Source organism: Ralstonia edaphi (assembly GCF_958350185.1).
In the GTDB taxonomy this organism is placed as follows: Bacteria; Pseudomonadota; Gammaproteobacteria; order Burkholderiales; family Burkholderiaceae; genus Ralstonia; species Ralstonia edaphi.
Genome location: NZ_CATWHI010000001.1, coordinates 111,970 through 128,658, shown reverse-complemented (window position 1 = coordinate 128,658; position 16,689 = coordinate 111,970). Strand labels below are relative to the sequence as shown.

The 16,689-nt window shown below is 63.0% G+C and carries 14 protein-coding genes; 9 read left to right on the top strand and 5 right to left on the bottom strand.

Features of this window, described 5'->3' with window-relative positions; genetic code table 11:
* Positions 1–35: 35 nt before the first annotated feature.
* Genes tssC through R2669_RS00660 form a run of 3 tightly spaced genes read right to left on the bottom strand, consistent with a single transcriptional unit; the run spans position 36 to position 2,692 of the window.
* Entirely contained in the window at positions 36–1,520 is a 1,485-nt protein-coding gene (gene tssC, locus R2669_RS00670) for a type VI secretion system contractile sheath large subunit (protein WP_027678926.1), read from the bottom strand.
* A complete protein-coding gene (gene tssB, locus R2669_RS00665) occupies positions 1,513–2,025 on the bottom strand; it encodes a type VI secretion system contractile sheath small subunit (RefSeq protein ID WP_009241817.1) in 513 nt (170 codons plus the stop codon). The genes tssC and tssB overlap by 8 nt, the downstream gene beginning before the upstream one ends.
* Before the next feature lie 34 nt (positions 2,026–2,059).
* A complete protein-coding gene (locus R2669_RS00660; RefSeq protein ID WP_092975583.1) occupies positions 2,060–2,692 on the bottom strand; it encodes an outer membrane protein assembly factor BamD in 633 nt (210 codons plus the stop codon).
* A gap of 334 nt (positions 2,693–3,026) precedes the next feature.
* On the opposite strand from R2669_RS00660, the gene tssJ reads away from it, so the two are divergent.
* The 8 genes from tssJ (at position 3,027) to R2669_RS00620 (ending at position 12,069) form a co-directional block, all read left to right on the top strand.
* Positions 3,027–3,725, top strand: coding sequence for a type VI secretion system lipoprotein TssJ (gene tssJ / locus R2669_RS00655; RefSeq protein ID WP_147217893.1), 699 nt, complete (start codon positions 3,027–3,029; stop codon positions 3,723–3,725).
* 15 nt (positions 3,726–3,740) lie between these two features.
* Positions 3,741–5,087: a type VI secretion system baseplate subunit TssK gene (tssK, locus tag R2669_RS00650; protein ID WP_316897958.1), complete on the top strand. Its 1,347-nt coding sequence runs from the start codon at positions 3,741–3,743 to the stop codon at positions 5,085–5,087.
* Positions 5,084–5,869 (top strand): type IVB secretion system protein IcmH/DotU, encoded by a 786-nt coding sequence (icmH, locus tag R2669_RS00645; protein ID WP_027678922.1) that lies wholly within the window; start codon positions 5,084–5,086, stop codon positions 5,867–5,869. The genes tssK and icmH overlap by 4 nt, the downstream gene beginning before the upstream one ends.
* A 70-nt stretch (positions 5,870–5,939) precedes the next feature.
* Positions 5,940–8,660: a type VI secretion system Vgr family protein gene (locus R2669_RS00640; protein WP_316897957.1), complete on the top strand. Its 2,721-nt coding sequence runs from the start codon at positions 5,940–5,942 to the stop codon at positions 8,658–8,660.
* A gap of 29 nt (positions 8,661–8,689) precedes the next feature.
* Positions 8,690–9,073: a hypothetical protein gene (locus R2669_RS00635; RefSeq protein WP_316891106.1), complete on the top strand. Its 384-nt coding sequence runs from the start codon at positions 8,690–8,692 to the stop codon at positions 9,071–9,073.
* Positions 9,074–9,085: 12 nt separating this feature from the next.
* Positions 9,086–10,363: a hypothetical protein gene (locus tag R2669_RS00630; protein WP_155954032.1), complete on the top strand. Its 1,278-nt coding sequence runs from the start codon at positions 9,086–9,088 to the stop codon at positions 10,361–10,363.
* A 112-nt stretch (positions 10,364–10,475) separates the two neighbouring features.
* Positions 10,476–10,946: a hypothetical protein gene (locus tag R2669_RS00625; RefSeq protein ID WP_316891104.1), complete on the top strand. Its 471-nt coding sequence runs from the start codon at positions 10,476–10,478 to the stop codon at positions 10,944–10,946.
* Positions 10,947–11,358: 412 nt separating this feature from the next.
* The gene (locus R2669_RS00620; protein ID WP_316899027.1) at positions 11,359–12,069 is read left to right on the top strand and encodes a hypothetical protein; all 711 of its coding nucleotides are present in this window, start codon (positions 11,359–11,361) and stop codon (positions 12,067–12,069) included.
* Between the two features lie 128 nt (positions 12,070–12,197).
* Here R2669_RS00620 and R2669_RS00615 read toward each other — a convergent pair whose 3' ends face one another.
* Both R2669_RS00615 and R2669_RS00610 read right to left on the bottom strand, forming a co-directional pair.
* The gene (locus R2669_RS00615) at positions 12,198–14,948 is read right to left on the bottom strand and encodes an FtsK/SpoIIIE family DNA translocase (RefSeq protein WP_316897954.1); all 2,751 of its coding nucleotides are present in this window, start codon (positions 14,946–14,948) and stop codon (positions 12,198–12,200) included.
* Between the two features lie 95 nt (positions 14,949–15,043).
* Entirely contained in the window at positions 15,044–15,829 is a 786-nt protein-coding gene (locus tag R2669_RS00610; RefSeq protein ID WP_147217850.1) for an MHYT domain-containing protein, read from the bottom strand.
* A 257-nt stretch (positions 15,830–16,086) separates the two neighbouring features.
* Between R2669_RS00610 and R2669_RS00605 the strand changes: the two genes are divergently transcribed.
* Positions 16,087–16,668 carry a hypothetical protein gene (locus tag R2669_RS00605; protein WP_316877378.1) on the top strand — a complete coding sequence of 194 codons (582 nt, stop codon included), beginning with the start codon at positions 16,087–16,089 and terminating at the stop codon, positions 16,666–16,668.
* Positions 16,669–16,689 lie beyond the last annotated feature (21 nt).

Below are 16,689 nucleotides of genomic sequence, written 5' to 3'. Positions count from 1 at the left end.
CGAACATTCCCCCCCGGGGAGAGTCCGGTCAGGAATTACGAGTTGGCCGACTTGGGCAGATCCGCCACGAGGCGCAGCGAGATCGACAGTTCGTCGAGCTGGAAGTGCGGCCGCAGGAACGCCACCGAGCGATACGTGCCCGGCTTGCCCGGCACTTCCGCCACCTGGATCGACGCCTCGCGCAGCGGGAATTGCGCCTTCTGTTCTTGCGTGGCGTTGTCGTCCAGCAGCACGTACTGCGAAATCCAGCGGTTCAGGAACGTCTCAACGTTCTTGGCCGAGGCAAAGCTGCCGATCTTGTCGCGCATCATCGCCTTCAGGTAATGCGCCACGCGCGATACCGAGAAGATGTACTGCAGCTGCGCAGACAGCACCGCATTGGCGTTTGCGCTGTCGGAGTCGTACTTCTTCGCCTTCTGCGCCGACTGTGCAGCGAAGAACGCGGCGTAATCCGTGTTCTTGCAATGCACGAGCGGGATGAAGCCGAGGTCGCTCAGTTCCTTCTCGCGGCGGTCGGTGATGGCGATTTCGGTCGGACACTTGAGTGCGATTTCGCCGTCGTCGGTCTTGAAGGTGTGCGTCGGCAGGTCTTCGACCAGGCCACCGCCCTCCACACCGCGGATGGCAGCGCACCAGCCGAAGTCGTCAAACGCCGCGGTCAGGCGTGCGCCGAACGCCCAGGCGGCGTTGCACCACAGGTACTTGCTGTGATCGGTGCCGTCGACGTCTTCAACAAAGTTGAAGCTCTCGACCACGGTGCCGTCCTTCGGGTTGTACGGCAGACGGCCCAGGAAGCGCGGCAACGTCAGACCGACGTAGCGCGAATCTTCCGAATCCCGGAACGACTTCCACTTGGCGTATTCGACCGTGTCGAACACCTTCGCCAGGTCGCGCGGCTTGCCCAGGTCAGCAAACGATTCCAGGCCCAGCAGTTCCGGCGACGACGAGGCAATGAACGGTGCGTGCGAAGCCGCAGCCACGTGCGCCATCTGCTCGATGAAGTACATGTCTTCGGGCTGACGCGTGATTTCGTAGTCGCCGATCAGCGCACCGAACGGGGCCCCGCCGAAGGTGCCGAATTCTTCTTCGTAGACCTTCTTGAACAGCGCGCTCTGGTCAAACTCGATGGCGGTCTTGAAGTCCTTCGTCAGATCGCGCTTGGTCGCGTTAAGCGCCTTGATCTTGATCGTCTGGCCGGTGCTCGTTTCCTTGACGAGGTAGTGCAGACCGCGCCAGGTGGATTCCAGCTTCTGGAATTCCGGCGCGTGCATGATCGCGCTCAGCTGCTGCGAGATCAGGCGGTCCAGCTCGGCCACACGTGCATCGAGCGTGGCCGACAGGTTGTCGGACACCACCACGGTGCCGCTCAGCACCTGGCTTGCCAGCTCGCCGATGATGTCTTTCGCGCGTTCACGCTCGGAGTCGGACTTGGCGACGCGGCTTTGCTCGACGATGCTGTCGAGCAGGCTCACCTCTTCCGCAACCGAGGCGCCTTGCGCAGCGGATTGGTTCTCAAGCATCCTCGCCCCCGTTTTGCTTGGCGCCCAGCTTCTTCGCGTTTTCGGTGTTCTTCAGCACTTCAGACAGCAGGTCTTCCAGCTTGTCGTTACCGGCCATCTTGTTGCGCAGGTCAGCCAGCTTGGAGCGCGCCTCGAGCAGCTTGCGCAGCGGCTCGACCTGCTCGACAACGGCTTCGGGGCTGAAGTCCTCAAGCGAACGGAACTTCAGGTCGACGCCAAAGCGGCCACCGTCTTCCGTCAGCGTGTTCGGCACCTGGAACGCCGCGCGCGGCTCCACGCCCTTCATCACCTCGTCGAAGTTGTCGCGGTCGATGTTGACGAACTTGCGGTCGCGCAGCTTGGGCTGCTGCACTTCGGATTGGCCCGACAGGTCGGCCACCACGCCCACCACGAATGGCAGTTCCTTCGTCTCGATTGCGTCGCCGATTTCGACGTCATACGTCAGTTGCACGCGCGGCGGACGCACCTTCTGCAGACGCTTCTGTACGCTTTCTTTCTTGGCCATCACCTTCCTCCAGGAATGCGAACCAGCGCTGTGCTTAACGCAGTGCGCCGAACGGGTCTGCGCTGCCGCTGGCAGCACCGGTGGCAGCTGCCGGCGCAGCCGTGGTGCCGTGCTCCGCAGCCGGAGCTGCGCGGCGGACAACGCGTGCGGGGCGGCGCACCGGCTGCTTGGCGACCGGTTGTTCGCCCGGGAACAGAACCTGTTCGCCCAGCGTGTCACGCAGCATCTTGGCAAGCACCTGCGCGTCGGTCTTCACGTCGCCGGCCAGCGCGCTGTCGGCACGCAGTTCCTGCAGCGAGCGGCGCGCGACACGCAGGCCGCTCACCGCCAAGATGCTCTTGGCCTGGCGATCGGCGTTGTCACGCTGCAGGGCTTCTTCTGCAGCCAGGATGGCCTGCGGGTATTTCTCTGCGCCGAACTGGATCTGCGCGATGCGCACCCACGGCTCGTCACGGGTCGGGTTCTGCTTGGCGATCTGCTGGTACAGATCAATCGCCTTGTCCTGCTGGCCGCCCTTGGCCGCAGCTTCCGCCTCCGACATGCTCTTGCCGAAGGCCTCGTCGGTTTGGGGTCCGGGGTTGTTGGTCGCACAACCCGCAAAGAGCGCGGTGGCAGCAGCCAGCACGATGAAGGAACGGAGAACGGAAGTAGACGAGGATTTGGCCACGGCGAGACTCTTCAAAGTTTCAAAGCGGTGTGTCGATACCCAATCAAATTCGCCGGAATTGGCGAGTTAAATGTTGGTCTCGACTGGCGCGAAATAGTACACTCCGCTCGTTGCCGTTGACAACCAAAAACGGATTATTAAGGAACCGAAACATCCTTTGTATTCAGTACCTTAGAGCCGCATCCAGCAACGATCTTCGATTATTAAGAAACCGAAACATTCTTCCGCCTTGCTTTATTAAGAAATCGAAACAAATCACCGGTTTCCTTTAGCTGCACAGGCGCCGCGCCGGTCAAACAAAGAGAATTAAGTAATTCAGAAATCAGGCATGAAGATGATGAAATTCGATGCTGCTTGGGGGCAAGCGGCGAGGCAGCCGGGCTGCGGCAGCCGTTTGAAGCAGCCTCTGAAGCACCGTCTCGCAGCGGCGTTCAAGCTGATCCTGGTAAGCGCCAGCGTGGCCGCCCTGGCGGCTTGCTCCACCGGTGCGAGCGTGCTGGCCGGTGCGGCCAACGGCGCGCTCGAAGCGATGGGGCTCAAATCGTCGAACGTGCCTGACGCGCAGAAGCCGCCGCGCGAAGTGCCGCTCAAGATGACGGCCGGCAACAACCTGAACGCCGCCAACGACCGCCGTCCTGTTGCGGTGGTGGTGCGTCTGTATGCGTTGAAGGATCCGACCAGCTTCCTGCAGGCGCCGTATGACACCTTCATCGACCCGGCGCGTGAGAAGCAGACCCTCGGCGCGGATCTCGTCAACGTGCGTGAGATGACGCTGATCCCCGGCCAGCGCTACGACTTCACCGAGAAGGTCTCGCGCGAAGCGACCACACTGGGCGTCGTGGCGCTGTTCCGCAGCCCCGCCTCGCAGCGCTGGAAGTTTGCCTTCAACACCGAGAAGAACGAGAAGTCGGGCATCGTGATCGGGCTGCACGCCTGCGCCATGACGGTGACGTCCGGCACGCTGACCACGCCGGCTGGCGCCACGCCGCTGACCGATCTCAACCTGCTCTCCCCCGCGGTTTGCGGTAGCTGAACAACAAGGGCCAACGTGAGTTACTCCGCAAAGATTCTCTGGGGCGAAGGGCTGTTCCTGCGCCCGCAGCACTTCCAGCGTCAGGACGCGTATCACGAGTCGCGCCTGCATGCGACTGCGCAGGTCATCCAGCCGTATGCATGGGGCATCCGCCACGCGCGCTTCGATACCGATGCGCTGGCCAGCGGCGTGCTGCGCGTGATCGAGCTGTCGCTGTTCTTTCCTGACGGCGAGCTGTACTTCGCGCCGCAGGCCGATGCACTGCCGCCGCCGCTGGTGCTCGACGCCATTCCCGCCGGCGTGTCGGAACTGACCTTCCACATCGCTCTGTATCCGCTGCAAGACAACGGCGGCAACTACCGCGAGCAGATCGAAGGCGCATCGGTGTCGCGCTTTGTCGGTGCCGAAGAGGAAACGGCCGACCTGTATACAGAGGCGGAGCCCGCCGCCATCACGTATCTGAAGAAGTCGGTCAAGCTGATTGCCGAGACAGAACCGCGCGACCAGTTCATCTCGCTGCCCGTGGTGCGCGTGCGGCGCACCGGCACCGGCGGTTTTGAACTGGACGAAAACTTTGTCGCACCCAGCATGGCGATCAACGCCTCGGCCGTGCTGTATCAGCGCCTGCGCAGGCTGCTGGACGCCCTGCAGGCCAAGGTGAACGCGCTGTACGGTTTCCACCGCGAGCCGACCAAGAACATCATCGAATTCCGCTCCGGCGACATTGCGTCGTTCTGGTTGCTGCATACGGCCAATGCGGCGTTTGCGGCGCTGTCGCATCTGTATCACCACCCAGACCTGCACCCTGAGCGCCTGTTCCAGGAAATGCTGCGCCTGGCCGGCGCGCTCATGACGTTCACCAAGAGCTACACGCTGGCCGACCTGCCCGCCTACGATCACGACAATCCGGGCCCGGTGTTTGCCAAGCTCGACACGATCGTGCGCGAGCTGCTCGATACCGTCATCTCCACGCGCTACTTTGCGATTGCGCTGGAAGAGACGCGCCCGTCGTTCCACCTGGGCCGCATCGACTCCGGCAAGATCGACGACCAGACCAGCTTCTACTTGTCGGTGTCGGCAGACATGCCGGCCGCCGAGCTGGTGGAAGCCATTCCGGCGCGCTTCAAGGTCGGCGCCCCCGACGACGTCGAAAAGCTCGTGCTGTCGTCCATGCCGGGCGTGCCGCTCACCTATACGCCGCAGGTGCCGCCCGCCATTCCGGTGCGTCCGGGCGCGTGCTACTTCGCCGTGGAAGCGCGCGGCATGCTGTACGAACGCATGCTGCAGGCCCAGACCCTCACCATCTATGCCCCGGCCGGCATCCGGGAACTCAAACTTGAACTGATCGCGGTGACTTCATGAGCGCTACCTCCACCCCTTCGCTGTTTGGCGGTTCAGCACCGGCAACCGCTGCGGCGGATGCACGTGAATCCAACACGCACGCCCGCACGCTGCTCGACTTGCTGTACGACGGGTTCTTCATGCTGTTCCAGTTGCGCAATGCCCAGCAGCCGACCAGCGCAGAAGATTTCCTCTCGCGCGTGCGCGCCTTCCTCGACGATTTCGACCGTGGCGCCAAGCGCCTGAACGTGTCGGCCGAAGACGTGTTCGACGCCAAGTACGCGTTCTGCGCCGCAGTGGACGAAACCATCCTGTCGTCCAACTTTGCGATCCGCCCGGCCTGGGAGCGCCGCCCGCTGCAACTCGTGCTGTTTGGCGAACAGCTCGCCGGCGAGACCTTCTTCGTCAAGCTCGAAGAACTGCGTGCGCACGGTGCGCCGCGCCTGCAGGCGCTGGAGGTCTTCCACATGTGCTTGCTGCTGGGCTTTCGCGGCAAGTACATCCTCGAAGGGCCTGAAAAGCTGGCTTACCTGACCGCACGCCTGGGCGACGAAATTTCCGCCATCAAGGGCAAGCGCGCCGCGTTTGCCCCGCACTGGCCGCTGCCCGACAAGGTCGCGCACATGCTCAAGCGCGAAACGCCGCTGTGGATTTTCGGTGCCGTGTTTGCGTTGATCGGGCTGCTGGGCTTCCTTGGGCTGTCGCACACGCTGAACGCCAAGACCAACGAAACGCTGGAAGGCTATTCGCAGGTCATCAAGCTCGGGCCGCGCTTTTCGCACCTGACGATTTCGCTGCCGTGATGGCCACGATGGGCCGCGCGCCCATCCCTCTGCTGAACCGCAACACGAACCCCAGCGCGACGCTGTTCCGATGAAGCCTTTGTCCAACCTTCCGGCCGCCGTGCCACAAGCCGTCCTGGGCGCGCTGCTCGGGCAGCAGACCCGCCAGATCACGCTGGAGACGGCGCTTGCTTCCGACAACCTCGTCGTGGAGCGCTTTACCGCCACCGAGGCGGTGTCGGCCTCGTTTGTCCTGCATATCGATTGCCTGAGCCCGTCGGCGCATCTGGACACGGCCAAGCTGGCCTCGCAGGAAGTCACGCTGCGCCTGGTGCAAGCCGACGGCAAGCGACGCGCGTGGCATGGTTACGTGGCCGATTGTGCATCGCTTGGCGGCGACGGCGGCCTCGCACGCTACCGCCTGCGCGTCGTGCCTTGGCTTGACCGACTGCGCACGCGCAGCGACTGCTTCGTCTACCAGGACAAGACGGCGCTCGAGATCATCGAAGACGTCTTCAGCGAATACCCCACCGCACATTACAAGATTGCGACAACGCAGCCGTGCGCCAAACGATCGATCTGCTGCCAATACCGCGAAACCGACTATGCGTTCGTGATGCGGCTGCTGGCCGAGGAAGGCCTGTCGTTCCGCATCGAGCACGAGCAAAGCGACGACAAGCAACAGCAAGGCAGCACGCAGTCGCGTCACACCGTCGTCATCTTCGACAACGATGCGCAACGGCCAGCCTGCCCACAGCCGCAGATCCGCTTCCACCGCGTTGACGCCACCGAAAGCGATGACGCGATCGAGCGTTTCTCGCACGCGCACAGCGTCGGCACCAACGCCGTGACGCTCGCCTCGTGGGACTACAAGGCACTGGCTGCGACCAGCGCCCAGGCCAGCGCCGGCGACCCTGGCGGCGAACTGCCCACGCTGGAACGCTTTGAAGCCTCGGGCTCGTATCAATATTCGAATGCGCAAGAAGCCAGCCGCGCCGCGCAACTTCGCATGCAGGCACACGAGGGCGCCTACCTGCGCTACGAGGGCCAAGGCAGCGTGCGCCAATTGGGCGCCGGCCAGCGCTTCACGCTCACGCAGCATTTCGACAGCAAGCACAGCGAGTTCGTCACGCTGCAGGTGGAACACGAAGCCGCCAACAACCTCGGCGCCGACATCGCAAAGTTGCTCTCCACCACGGAGATCGAATCGGGCAGCTACCGCAATCGTTTCGTCGCCGTACCGGCCGAGGCGCCCATCGTGCCGCCCTATCGACGCCGCCCGACTGCGCCTGAAGGCCAGGCCGCCGTCGTCATTGCCGACGATGGGGCGCCGCTCACCACCGACCGCGACCATCGTGTGCGCGTGCGCTTCCCGTGGCTGCGCGCGCCGGAGGTCAATGCTTTTTCGGACCCGTCCGGCAGCGATCGCACGCAGGTCACCGCCTGGGTGCGCGTGGCCAGCGCCAGCGCGGGCCCGAACTGGGGCGGCAATCATCTGCCGCGCGCCGGCACGCAAGTGCTGCTGACGTTTATCGACGGCGACATCGACCGGCCGATGATCGCCATGCAGTTGCACAACACGCAAGACGCCCTGCCCTGGGCCCCTGCCGATGCGCCGCTTGGGCAAGCCCTGTCCGGCTGGCACTCGCAGGGACTTGGCGGCGACGGCTACAACCAGTGGGTCGTTGACGATCACCCCGGCCAGTTGCGCACGCGCCTGGCCAGCTCGACCGCCAACAGCCAGCTCAATCTCGGCTATGTCACCTCGCACGGCGCCACGGGCGGAGACCGCGGCACGTGGCGCGGCACCGGCGCCGAACTGCGCACCGATGCCTGGGCGGTGGTCCGCGCCGGCGGTGGCCTGCTGCTCTCGACTACCGCGCGTGCTCAAGCCGTCGGCACGCTGCTCGACGCCCATGAAGCGCGCGGGCAACTCACCGCCGCGCAGAAGACTGCACAGCGCTTATCTGACGCAGCCTCCAGCCAGCAAGCGCTGCCCTTGGCGGCCAACGAAGCCTTCGAGCCGATCGACAAGGCGCTCGACCCTGCGCAGGACGGCAAGTACCCCAGCAACGTCAATGGCCAGGATTCACAGCAGCCCGTCGATAAATTCGGCCAGCCGCTGCTGGTGACCGAATCGCCCTCCAGCATCGCGCTCGCCTCGCAGGCCACCACCACCGTCTACGCCGGGCGGCACTTGCACGGCACCGCGCAGGCCGACTGGCACCTCGCCGCTGGCAATGTCATCGCCGCTGCCGCTGCAAAGGGCGTGAGCCTGTTTGCCCAACGCAACGGCATCCGCGCGATTGCCGAAGGCGGGCCGGTGTCCATCCAGGCGCATACCGATGCGTTGGCGGTGCTGGCAGACAAGGCCGTTACCGTTACCTCGTCGGCCGATTCGGTAGAGATCCTCGCGCAGCAGAACATCGTGCTGCATGGCGGGGACTCGTTGATCCGGCTGGAAGGGAATGCAGTGACGTTTGAGACGTCGGGGTTGCTGTCGGTGAAGGGGGCTGGGCATCCGTTTGAGGGGCCTGGGGGGCAGGCGGCGCAAATGGTGGCATTGCCTGCTCAACAACTAGGGCCCTTCAAAGGTCAATTGCAGCTCGTTGATCACGGAGAGAAGGCCATGCCTGACATCCCGTACAAGATCGTTGGAGCAGACGGCACCGTACTGGCCGAAGGCATTACAGACCGCTCCGGTAAGAGCCCCGTCGTCACAAGCGACAAGGCCAATGCCACCGTTTACATTGGTCGAGGCGGTTGGACGATCACTGAAGAGACTATCGAAGAAAGCGGTTGTGGTTGCTAGCCACCTAACGCCCACGCAAGACACCTACGATGACAACCGACGATCATCACGATCATGACCATATCGGCGGCAGTGCCGAGCTCTATTTCGAACACGGCTTTGGCCAAGCTATCGCAGGCTTGGCCGTACGTATCACCGCAGGCAGCAAGTCATTCTCCGGTACAACCGACGAGCACGGCTTGTTGCCCACACTGCGCATCCGACCGCCCGATGCTGCACCAACGCATAACCATGGTGATTGGGTCGTTTCAGCAAGCCCACCGCAACGCGTCTCTATTGAAATCCAGAAGGGCGACGGCTCCTGGAAAAATATCGGCGCCTTCAATCTCGAGGACGGTCAACGCAAGCGTGTGATCGTTTCTGCAAATAGCACTGCCAGCCCCATGCCGCTGGCAATGCACGGTGCGGCTTAAGGATTTCGCCACATGGCTACTGCGCAACAGCAAATTCCTGCTCAGCAGGTCCAGAACGCGACAAACGGAAACAATATTCTGCAAACGACGGTGCAGTTGGTGCAGAGGTATTGGCTGCGCGTAACCGTACAGATGCAGGAAGGAACGGGGACTAGGCCCGCCGCCAATCTTCCGTACACACTGACACAGCAGGACGCGCAAAACAACGCGAATTGGATTGTTCTCAGCAACAGCATCACACATATCTCCAGCGGGGAAGCAAAATTTGCCATCCCCGGTGCGGGACGCTATCGACTGTACGTTAAGGAGCCAAACGTAACGATACCGGCCGGCAATACATTTCCCATCCCGTATCACCAACTCCCTAGCGGTCAAGCGAGCCAACGGGAAGTACAACCTTGGATGGAATTGGTGGTGACAGAGTCCGGAGCACCGCAGACTTTCAATGTGGCGCAAGTGCACCCCAACACGCTCGGTCGTCCTGCCAATCTTTATCCAGCGGCTGCCAATAGTCTGGGGCCGCTAAACAACACGCACGCTTCGGCAGCGCATGCCTTGAACCTCGGTGAGTACCGCATAAAAAATCAACTCTGGAGCGATATCAGTACCTGCTATGGAACATCGCACCCTTCTATTACCGGCAGCGTCAACCGAGCCGCGCTAGAGCAAATATATGGAGAACATCTGGTCCCGGACGGACAAACAGCCACGCGCGAACTACAGTTGACCAACAGAATTGTCCGATTCGAGGCAATGTCGACCCAAGGGGGGCGGCAAACGCAAGGATTCGCTGACGCAAATCTGATGACGGCCGACGAGTGCCTTAGAAAGACGCACCCGTCGGTACTCGATTGGTGGCTTTCGGCAATGCAGGCCCTAAACATAACTTACGCCCGTAGCACTGGAGCTTGGAGACCGCATACTGGCTCAACGCGGCATCGCTACTCATTGGCACTTGACATCACCCACCTACGAACTGTTGCTACCGGGAGCGATGGTAATGATGTCACTGTCGAGATTCACTTGCATCGGATAGAGGGAACTGACGCAAAACCAACTGCGTCTGATGCGGAAACCAATACCCCGACTAAAGTACTGCGACGCGACTTCTCACGGAGATTTCATCGATATCTCGCCGAACAGCGACAAACGGGTGCATTAGGTTGGTTAGGCGGCCCTTGGGAACTCACCTATGCCAACGTTGGCATGCAAGGCAATACGACGTTCATCAAGACTGATTCAATTCACATCCACCACGTTCACGTCAGTGTGGGGCGCGAGCAACCTTGATCAAGCGAAGACAGATAGTCGCTTTGGTTCTTGCAGCACGGATCCACTGTGGCAACGGGACTGCTCCGCTCTATATAGATGAACCAGGCAATTCTCATAAATTGGAGTTGATTTGAAGCCCTTACTGACGGCAGCGGCCACCTTGGTCTGCACCGCGCTCCTTCTCACCAACAACGCCACTGCGGCAACTGACGAGGCCTTATCCGAATGGCACTACGTAGAAGGGACACTCACTTATGGTGGCGCTGAAACTGACGGACTGCCCCTATATGTCAGCTGCGAATCCGGGCGCCTCAAAGCAACTGTTGCTACCTACGCAGAACAGCAGAAGGAAGGGCAGCCCGTCAAAGTCAAGTTCTCGTCTAGCCGTAGCCACTTGACGGTGCATGCACACCGCGAGGTGTCAGACATGGATTGGTATGCAACTGGCGAAGTTAAGAACTTGGCGCATTTCTATGCACTGTTCCAAGCTTCAGGCCAACTGATAGCCGAGGTAGACGGGCAGAAGATCGCCTTCGGTTTGAATGGAGCCGCCGCAGCGGTCGAACAATTGAAGAAGGCGTGCCCTATACGCAAACAATGAAGGCGATTCTCTACCCCGTAATCTGAAAGCCTGGATACAGCGAGTCGGAAGTACTTACGTTTTTCCGAAGTGGCGGAGAACACATCGGCTCGCTCCATGATGACTCATCTCGCCAAGGGTGGCCGACCGCCTCCGGCACACAAGCCGTGAGCCGGGTGAGCATGATTTGCAAGCCAGCGTCGTCTTGCAAGCCGAGGAAACAGTTCCGACGAATCAGTGGCGATTTACTCGGCAGCCCCTTTGTGAACACGAATAGAGTCGAACCGCACTGTTGATTCGTCGTCGGTTAATTGAGCAGGTCATCGATGTTCTGGCTTCTCTACTTGGCCCTGCCCGTCTACGCCGGAGCGCAGGTCGCTTCTCATGTCGCATCAAAGTGCGCGGTCAAACTGACGAACAACGAGAAGACACCATGGGCATACTGAAAAAACTATTCGGCCGAAACACCAAAGACCAAGTCGCCAACCCGCCCCCACCGCCGAAAGACGACGACACCTCGCCCGACATCGCCCCCGAACTCGCCCCTGCCTTGGAGGCCTACCAACAAGGCCAGTACGAAGCGGCCATCACCGCGGCAGCACCCCACGCGAATCGCCACGCCGACGCCAACCGCCTATGCGCGCTCGCCTATTCGGACATGCGTCGTTATCCCGAGGCGTTTCCTTACTGGCTTGCGTTGTTCGAACAGGAGCCCAGCGCGCACAACGCGCTGCAGCTGGCGACGACGTCCGTCATGTGCGGCGAACTGAAGCGCGGCGAAGCGTGGTTGATGAAGTTCGACGAGATCAACGAGCAGACGCACGAGATGTCCAGCGTCACCGCCCGCACGCAATTCATTTCGTCACTCACGCAGAGCGGGCACATGGCCGAGGCATTGCCGTATCTGGAGTGGCTGCGCGATGTCTACGCGCACGTGCGCATCACGGATTCGCATTTCCTGTACATGCGCGGCATCCCGTTTTTCCCGAGCTTCCTGGAAAACAGCTTGCCGATTCTCAAGGCGAATCTGCCCATCGAAGCCATTGCTCAATGGTATGGCGAGCTGTCGGGACGGTTGGATGAGCAAGGTGAGGAGCAGCTTGGGCAGTGGCTTCAATCGTTGAATGCCACGGCGGAGAGTTGAGCTGCTCCGGCGGTTGATGTGCGACTGCGGTTCTGAAAGAGCCTCAGTCGCATATTGCTTTCAGGCCCACGGAAGGACGCAGTACATTGGTCGCGTCGTACCCGTCACGCGTGGCAGACAAGCGCCTGTCACTCCCCGCCACCCGGCGCCAACACCTCACGCTGCCCATTCCGCCCCATCGGCGACACCAGCCCGGCCGCTTCCATCTGTTCGATGAGCCGCGCGGCACGGTTGTAGCCGATGCGCAGTTGCCGCTGCACAGAAGAAATCGACGCGCGACGCGTGTTGAGCACAAACGCCGCCGCTTCGTCGTAGAGCGGATCGGCTTCCGCATCTCCGCTTTCGCCACCGAACAAATCACCGCTCGCGGCAGCTTCACCCGGATCACCGGCGAGGATGGCTTCGTCGTATTCGGGCTCGCCAAACTGCTTCCAGTGTTCGACCACGCGGTGCACTTCTTCATCGGCGACAAACGCGCCGTGCACGCGCTGCGGATACCCAGTGCCCGGCGGCAGGAACAGCATGTCGCCCTGGCCGAGCAGCGATTCGGCGCCCATCTGATCGAGAATCGTGCGCGAATCGATCTTCGATGACACCTGGAACGCCACGCGCGTGGGAATGTTCGCCTTGATCAGGCCGGTGATGACGTCCACCGACGGCCGCTGCGTCGCCAGAATCAAATGGATGCCGGCGGCACGGGCCTTCTGCGCGAGGCGCGCGATCAGCTCTTCGATCTTCTTGCCGGCCACCATCATCAGATCGGCCAGTTCGTCGATGACGACCACGATCATCGGCAGCGTCGAGAGGGGCTCGGGCGCATCGGGCGTCAGCGAGAACGGATTCGGCACCTTGCGGCCGGCCTGTTCTGCCGCGCGGATCTTCTGGTTGTAGCCGGCCAGGTTGCGCACACCCAGCGCCGACATCAGGCGGTAGCGCTTTTCCATTTCGCCCACGCACCAGTTCAGCGCGTGCGCGGCCTGCTTCATGTCGGTGACGACCGGCGCGAGCAGATGCGGAATGCCCTCGTACACCGAGAGTTCCAGCATCTTCGGGTCGATCATGATCATGCGCACGTCATCTGGCGTGGCCTTGTACAGCATCGACAGGATCATCGCGTTGACGGCGACCGACTTGCCGGAGCCCGTCGTGCCGGCCACCAGCAGGTGCGGGGCGCGTGCGAGATCCGTCACCACCGGGTTGCCGGTGATGTCCTTGCCCATGGCCAGCACGAGGTGCGACGCATGCGACTGGAAATCCGCTGCGTTCACGACTTCCGACAGGCGGATCATTTCGCGGCGGGCGTTGGGCAGCTCCAGGCCCATGCACGTCTTGCCGGGGATGGTTTCGACAACGCGGATGGACGTCACGCCCAGCGCCCGCGCCAGGTCTTTCATCAGCCCGACGACCTGCGCGCCGCGCACGCCAATCGCCGGGTCAACCTCGAACCGCGTGATGACTGGCCCGGCCGACGCGCCAACGACCGTGACTGGCACCTTGAACTCGGCCAGACGCTGGGCGATCAGGTTGCTGGTCTCTTCCAGGTGCTCGGCGGAGACGGATTCCGCGCTGGGGGATGCGGCGGTCAGCAATCCGGCGCCCGGCAGGCGGTAGTCGACGATGCGTGGCGCCGCAGGTGCAGCAGCTGGCGCGGGTGCGGGCGCAGGCGCCGAGGCGATGACCGGCGCCGCGCGCGACACCACCTCCCCCACCACGGCCGGCAAGACGATGCGCGGCTTGGGCGTAGGCACGGCAGGCGCGACTTCCGGCTGCGCGGTCTGCGCGGTCTGCGCGGTCTGCGCGACAGACGGCGTAGCGGGCAGCGCTCCCACCCCGGGCAGTACTTCAACAATCGGGGCGGCTTCAGCTTCCACGATCGGCTCGGCAAGCTCCTGCGCGGGCGTCGACGTTACGGCGGGCGCCATCAGGCCGCGCAGTTCGGCCAGGAGTGCCTCGGCTTCTTGGCGTACGGCATCCAGATCGACGGTTGGCGTTTCTGCGACGTCGGCTTTCGCCTCCACCAACTCCGGCACCGTCGGCTCGGCGAGCACAACCGGCTCAGCAGCGGACATGGTCTGCGGCGCCGTGACCGCCGGAGCTGGCGCTGGCGCCTGCGTCTGCAGACCAAGTTGCGGTTGATGGAACGGGCTGCTGACGATGGTGGCACGCGGTTTTGGGCGTGCCGCGGGCGTCTGCGGCGGAGTGGGTGGAGCTGCGGGCCGCGCCTTGGCGCTTGCTGGCGTCTCTGCCGGCGCACCCTTCTTTGCATCGATCAGCGGCCAGATCTCGCCGGGCTGCGGCGGCGAGGGGCGCGTGCGCGGGGGCGGCTGCCATGCGGGCTGGCGTCGGGCAGAAACCGCCTCGATGCCACGGTGACGCACCGCCGGCTGCGCGGGGCCGGCATTAGCGGTCCAACGCGTCTCCCCTGCCCCGCCGAGTCCGAGCGCGGTCGGCTTCAAGCCATCGTCAACGGGTTCGTCGTGGCGGGTGACCGGCTCGGAAGACGCCTCGGCATCAGCGGCGCGACGGCGGTTGAACACCTGGCCCCACGATCGTCCGAACACCATGGGGGCGACCCAGACGAGCACGCCGAGCATCAGGAGGAACGCGCCCGTCCAGCCCAGCATGTGAGAGAACAGCGACGACAATGCGCGCCCGGCAGCACCGCCGGCCTTGTCCTGCGGGTCGGCGCCAGAAGTCAGGGCTTCAAGCGCGGCGCTGGCGCTCAACGCGACGAGCGTCACCAGCCAGAGCCGCACGGTGCCCCGGCCTTTGAGGAAATCCCGCTCCCCCGCCAGCGCGCGCGTTACATACCGCCACACCAGCGGCAGCAGCCACACGGTGGAAATGCCAAACCAGCCAAGCACCATTTCAAACGCCATCTACAAATGCCAGGCCGCGATTGTAGCGGTGCGCGCCACCGCCATGAGAATCGCCCAGCCGAAAAACACCCGGCCGGGCGTTCTGGCAACACGTTTCAGCGCAGCGTGCCCGATGCGGTGGCGCGTGCGCTGCTTGCACTGCGCGACGCCTCGATCAGCAGAATGATCATCAGGACGGTGCCGGCCAGCGCAAACACCGCGTAGCCGATATTGCTGCCTTCAATGGCGAACAGCGACGGCGAGTAGCTCTGCCCCGTGCAGATCATCGTGCCGGCCGTCATGCCCGTGTAGTGCATGCCGCAGACGGCCACGCCCATGATCAGCGCCGCACCCAACTGCTGACCGCGTGTCTTGACGGTTGTTGCCAGCCACAGCGCGACCATCGATACCACGACCGCAATCAAGGCCGAGACGCCCATGATGGAGACGTCCCAGTCGAAGTTGCTGTTCGTATGCACAGCGGCCATGCCGGTGTAATGCATCACCGCCACGCCGAGGCCGGTCAGCACGCCGCCCTCGGCAATGTTGCGCAGGCGGTTGCCCGTGGTGCGCGACGCAATGACGAGCCCGCCAGCGGCAAACACCATCACCACCAGCAGCGACATCATGGTCATGAAGAGATCGAACTCGATCCGGACGGGTGTCCGGTAAGCCGCCATGCCGATGAAGTGCATCGACCAGACCGCCCCGCCGCCGAGCGCCACGCTGGCGCAGATCAACCGGTCCATGTCGAGGGTGCCGTTCTTGTTGCGCACGCGTCTTGACCATCGCAAGCCCACATACGCCCCCGCCACCGAGATCAGATACGACAGCCCCACCAGCAGCCAGTCGTATGCATAAGGCACGATCGCGCCCGGCACCGCAGAAAAGCCGTTGAACATGACACACCCTCCCGTTTTGAATACCAAAAGACCGCCGGATTGCCGGGCGGTATCGGCCGGCCGCCCGTTGCTCTGGACGGCCACGTTTTCGTTATCGTCTGTCTGGATTTGGCATGGCCTCGAGCGGGCCTTGGGGGCCAAGTATGGCCACGAGTGATTGCCCGGCCAATCACCTGATCTAGGTAACTTTGGGTCGACTTTTGGCGCGGGCCCCCGACTTGCTTGCGCTATGGGAAATGCGTTTCTCAGGAGGCCCCATGTCGCTTATCGTCGCTGCCCGTTTCGATACGTTTGAACGCGCCGAAGAGGCCGCGCGTGCACTGTTCGCCCAGCGCTTTTCCGAGGACGACGTGAACGTCTTCTTCGTCAACCCATCCGGCCAGCATGCGGCATTTCCAATTGGCGGAGACCGCAACGCCGACCCGGGTGCGGCACGGGCCCATGCCGGCGCCGGCAAGGGGATGGCGATCGGCGCCGCGATTGGCGCTGTCGCCGGGGTGGTCGTGCTGATCGCGCTGCACGTGGCCGTGCTGTTCTCGGTGGTGGCGGCCGGGGTGGGCGCCTATATCGGCTCGCTGGCGGGTGCCATGGTCGCCACACGCGACGACCCCCACCCCGCACAGCCGGCCGATGCCACGCTGCGCACACGCCATTCCGGCGTCCTGCTGGCCGTGCGCGTAACACCAGACCGGGAAGCCGAAGCCGCGCGTATCCTCGCCAGCGTCGGCGGTATGGATGTCGAAGAAGCCGCAGGCCGCTGGCGCAACGGCGAGTGGGTCGACTTCGATCCGCTCAGCCCGGCCAAGCTCAACCCAAAGGTCGCTCAGCGGGCCGCTTGATCGGGGCGGGCTGCAGCAGAA

Bases quoted from the DNA above. Each gene is read 5' to 3' on its own strand.
- tssC (WP_027678926.1), bottom strand. From the start codon at position 1,520: ATGCTTGAGAACCAATCCGCTGCGCAAGGCGCCTCGGTTGCGGAAGAG.
- tssB (WP_009241817.1), bottom strand. From the start codon at position 2,025: ATGGCCAAGAAAGAAAGCGTACAGAAGCGTCTGCAGAAGGTGCGTCCG.
- tssJ (WP_147217893.1), top strand. From the start codon at position 3,027: ATGATGAAATTCGATGCTGCTTGGGGGCAAGCGGCGAGGCAGCCGGGC.
- icmH (WP_027678922.1), top strand. From the start codon at position 5,084: ATGAGCGCTACCTCCACCCCTTCGCTGTTTGGCGGTTCAGCACCGGCA.
- R2669_RS00640 (WP_316897957.1), top strand. From the start codon at position 5,940: ATGAAGCCTTTGTCCAACCTTCCGGCCGCCGTGCCACAAGCCGTCCTG.
- R2669_RS00635 (WP_316891106.1), top strand. From the start codon at position 8,690: ATGACAACCGACGATCATCACGATCATGACCATATCGGCGGCAGTGCC.
- R2669_RS00630 (WP_155954032.1), top strand. From the start codon at position 9,086: ATGGCTACTGCGCAACAGCAAATTCCTGCTCAGCAGGTCCAGAACGCG.
- R2669_RS00620 (WP_316899027.1), top strand. From the start codon at position 11,359: ATGGGCATACTGAAAAAACTATTCGGCCGAAACACCAAAGACCAAGTC.
- R2669_RS00615 (WP_316897954.1), bottom strand. From the start codon at position 14,948: ATGGCGTTTGAAATGGTGCTTGGCTGGTTTGGCATTTCCACCGTGTGG.
- R2669_RS00610 (WP_147217850.1), bottom strand. From the start codon at position 15,829: ATGTTCAACGGCTTTTCTGCGGTGCCGGGCGCGATCGTGCCTTATGCA.
- R2669_RS00605 (WP_316877378.1), top strand. From the start codon at position 16,087: ATGTCGCTTATCGTCGCTGCCCGTTTCGATACGTTTGAACGCGCCGAA.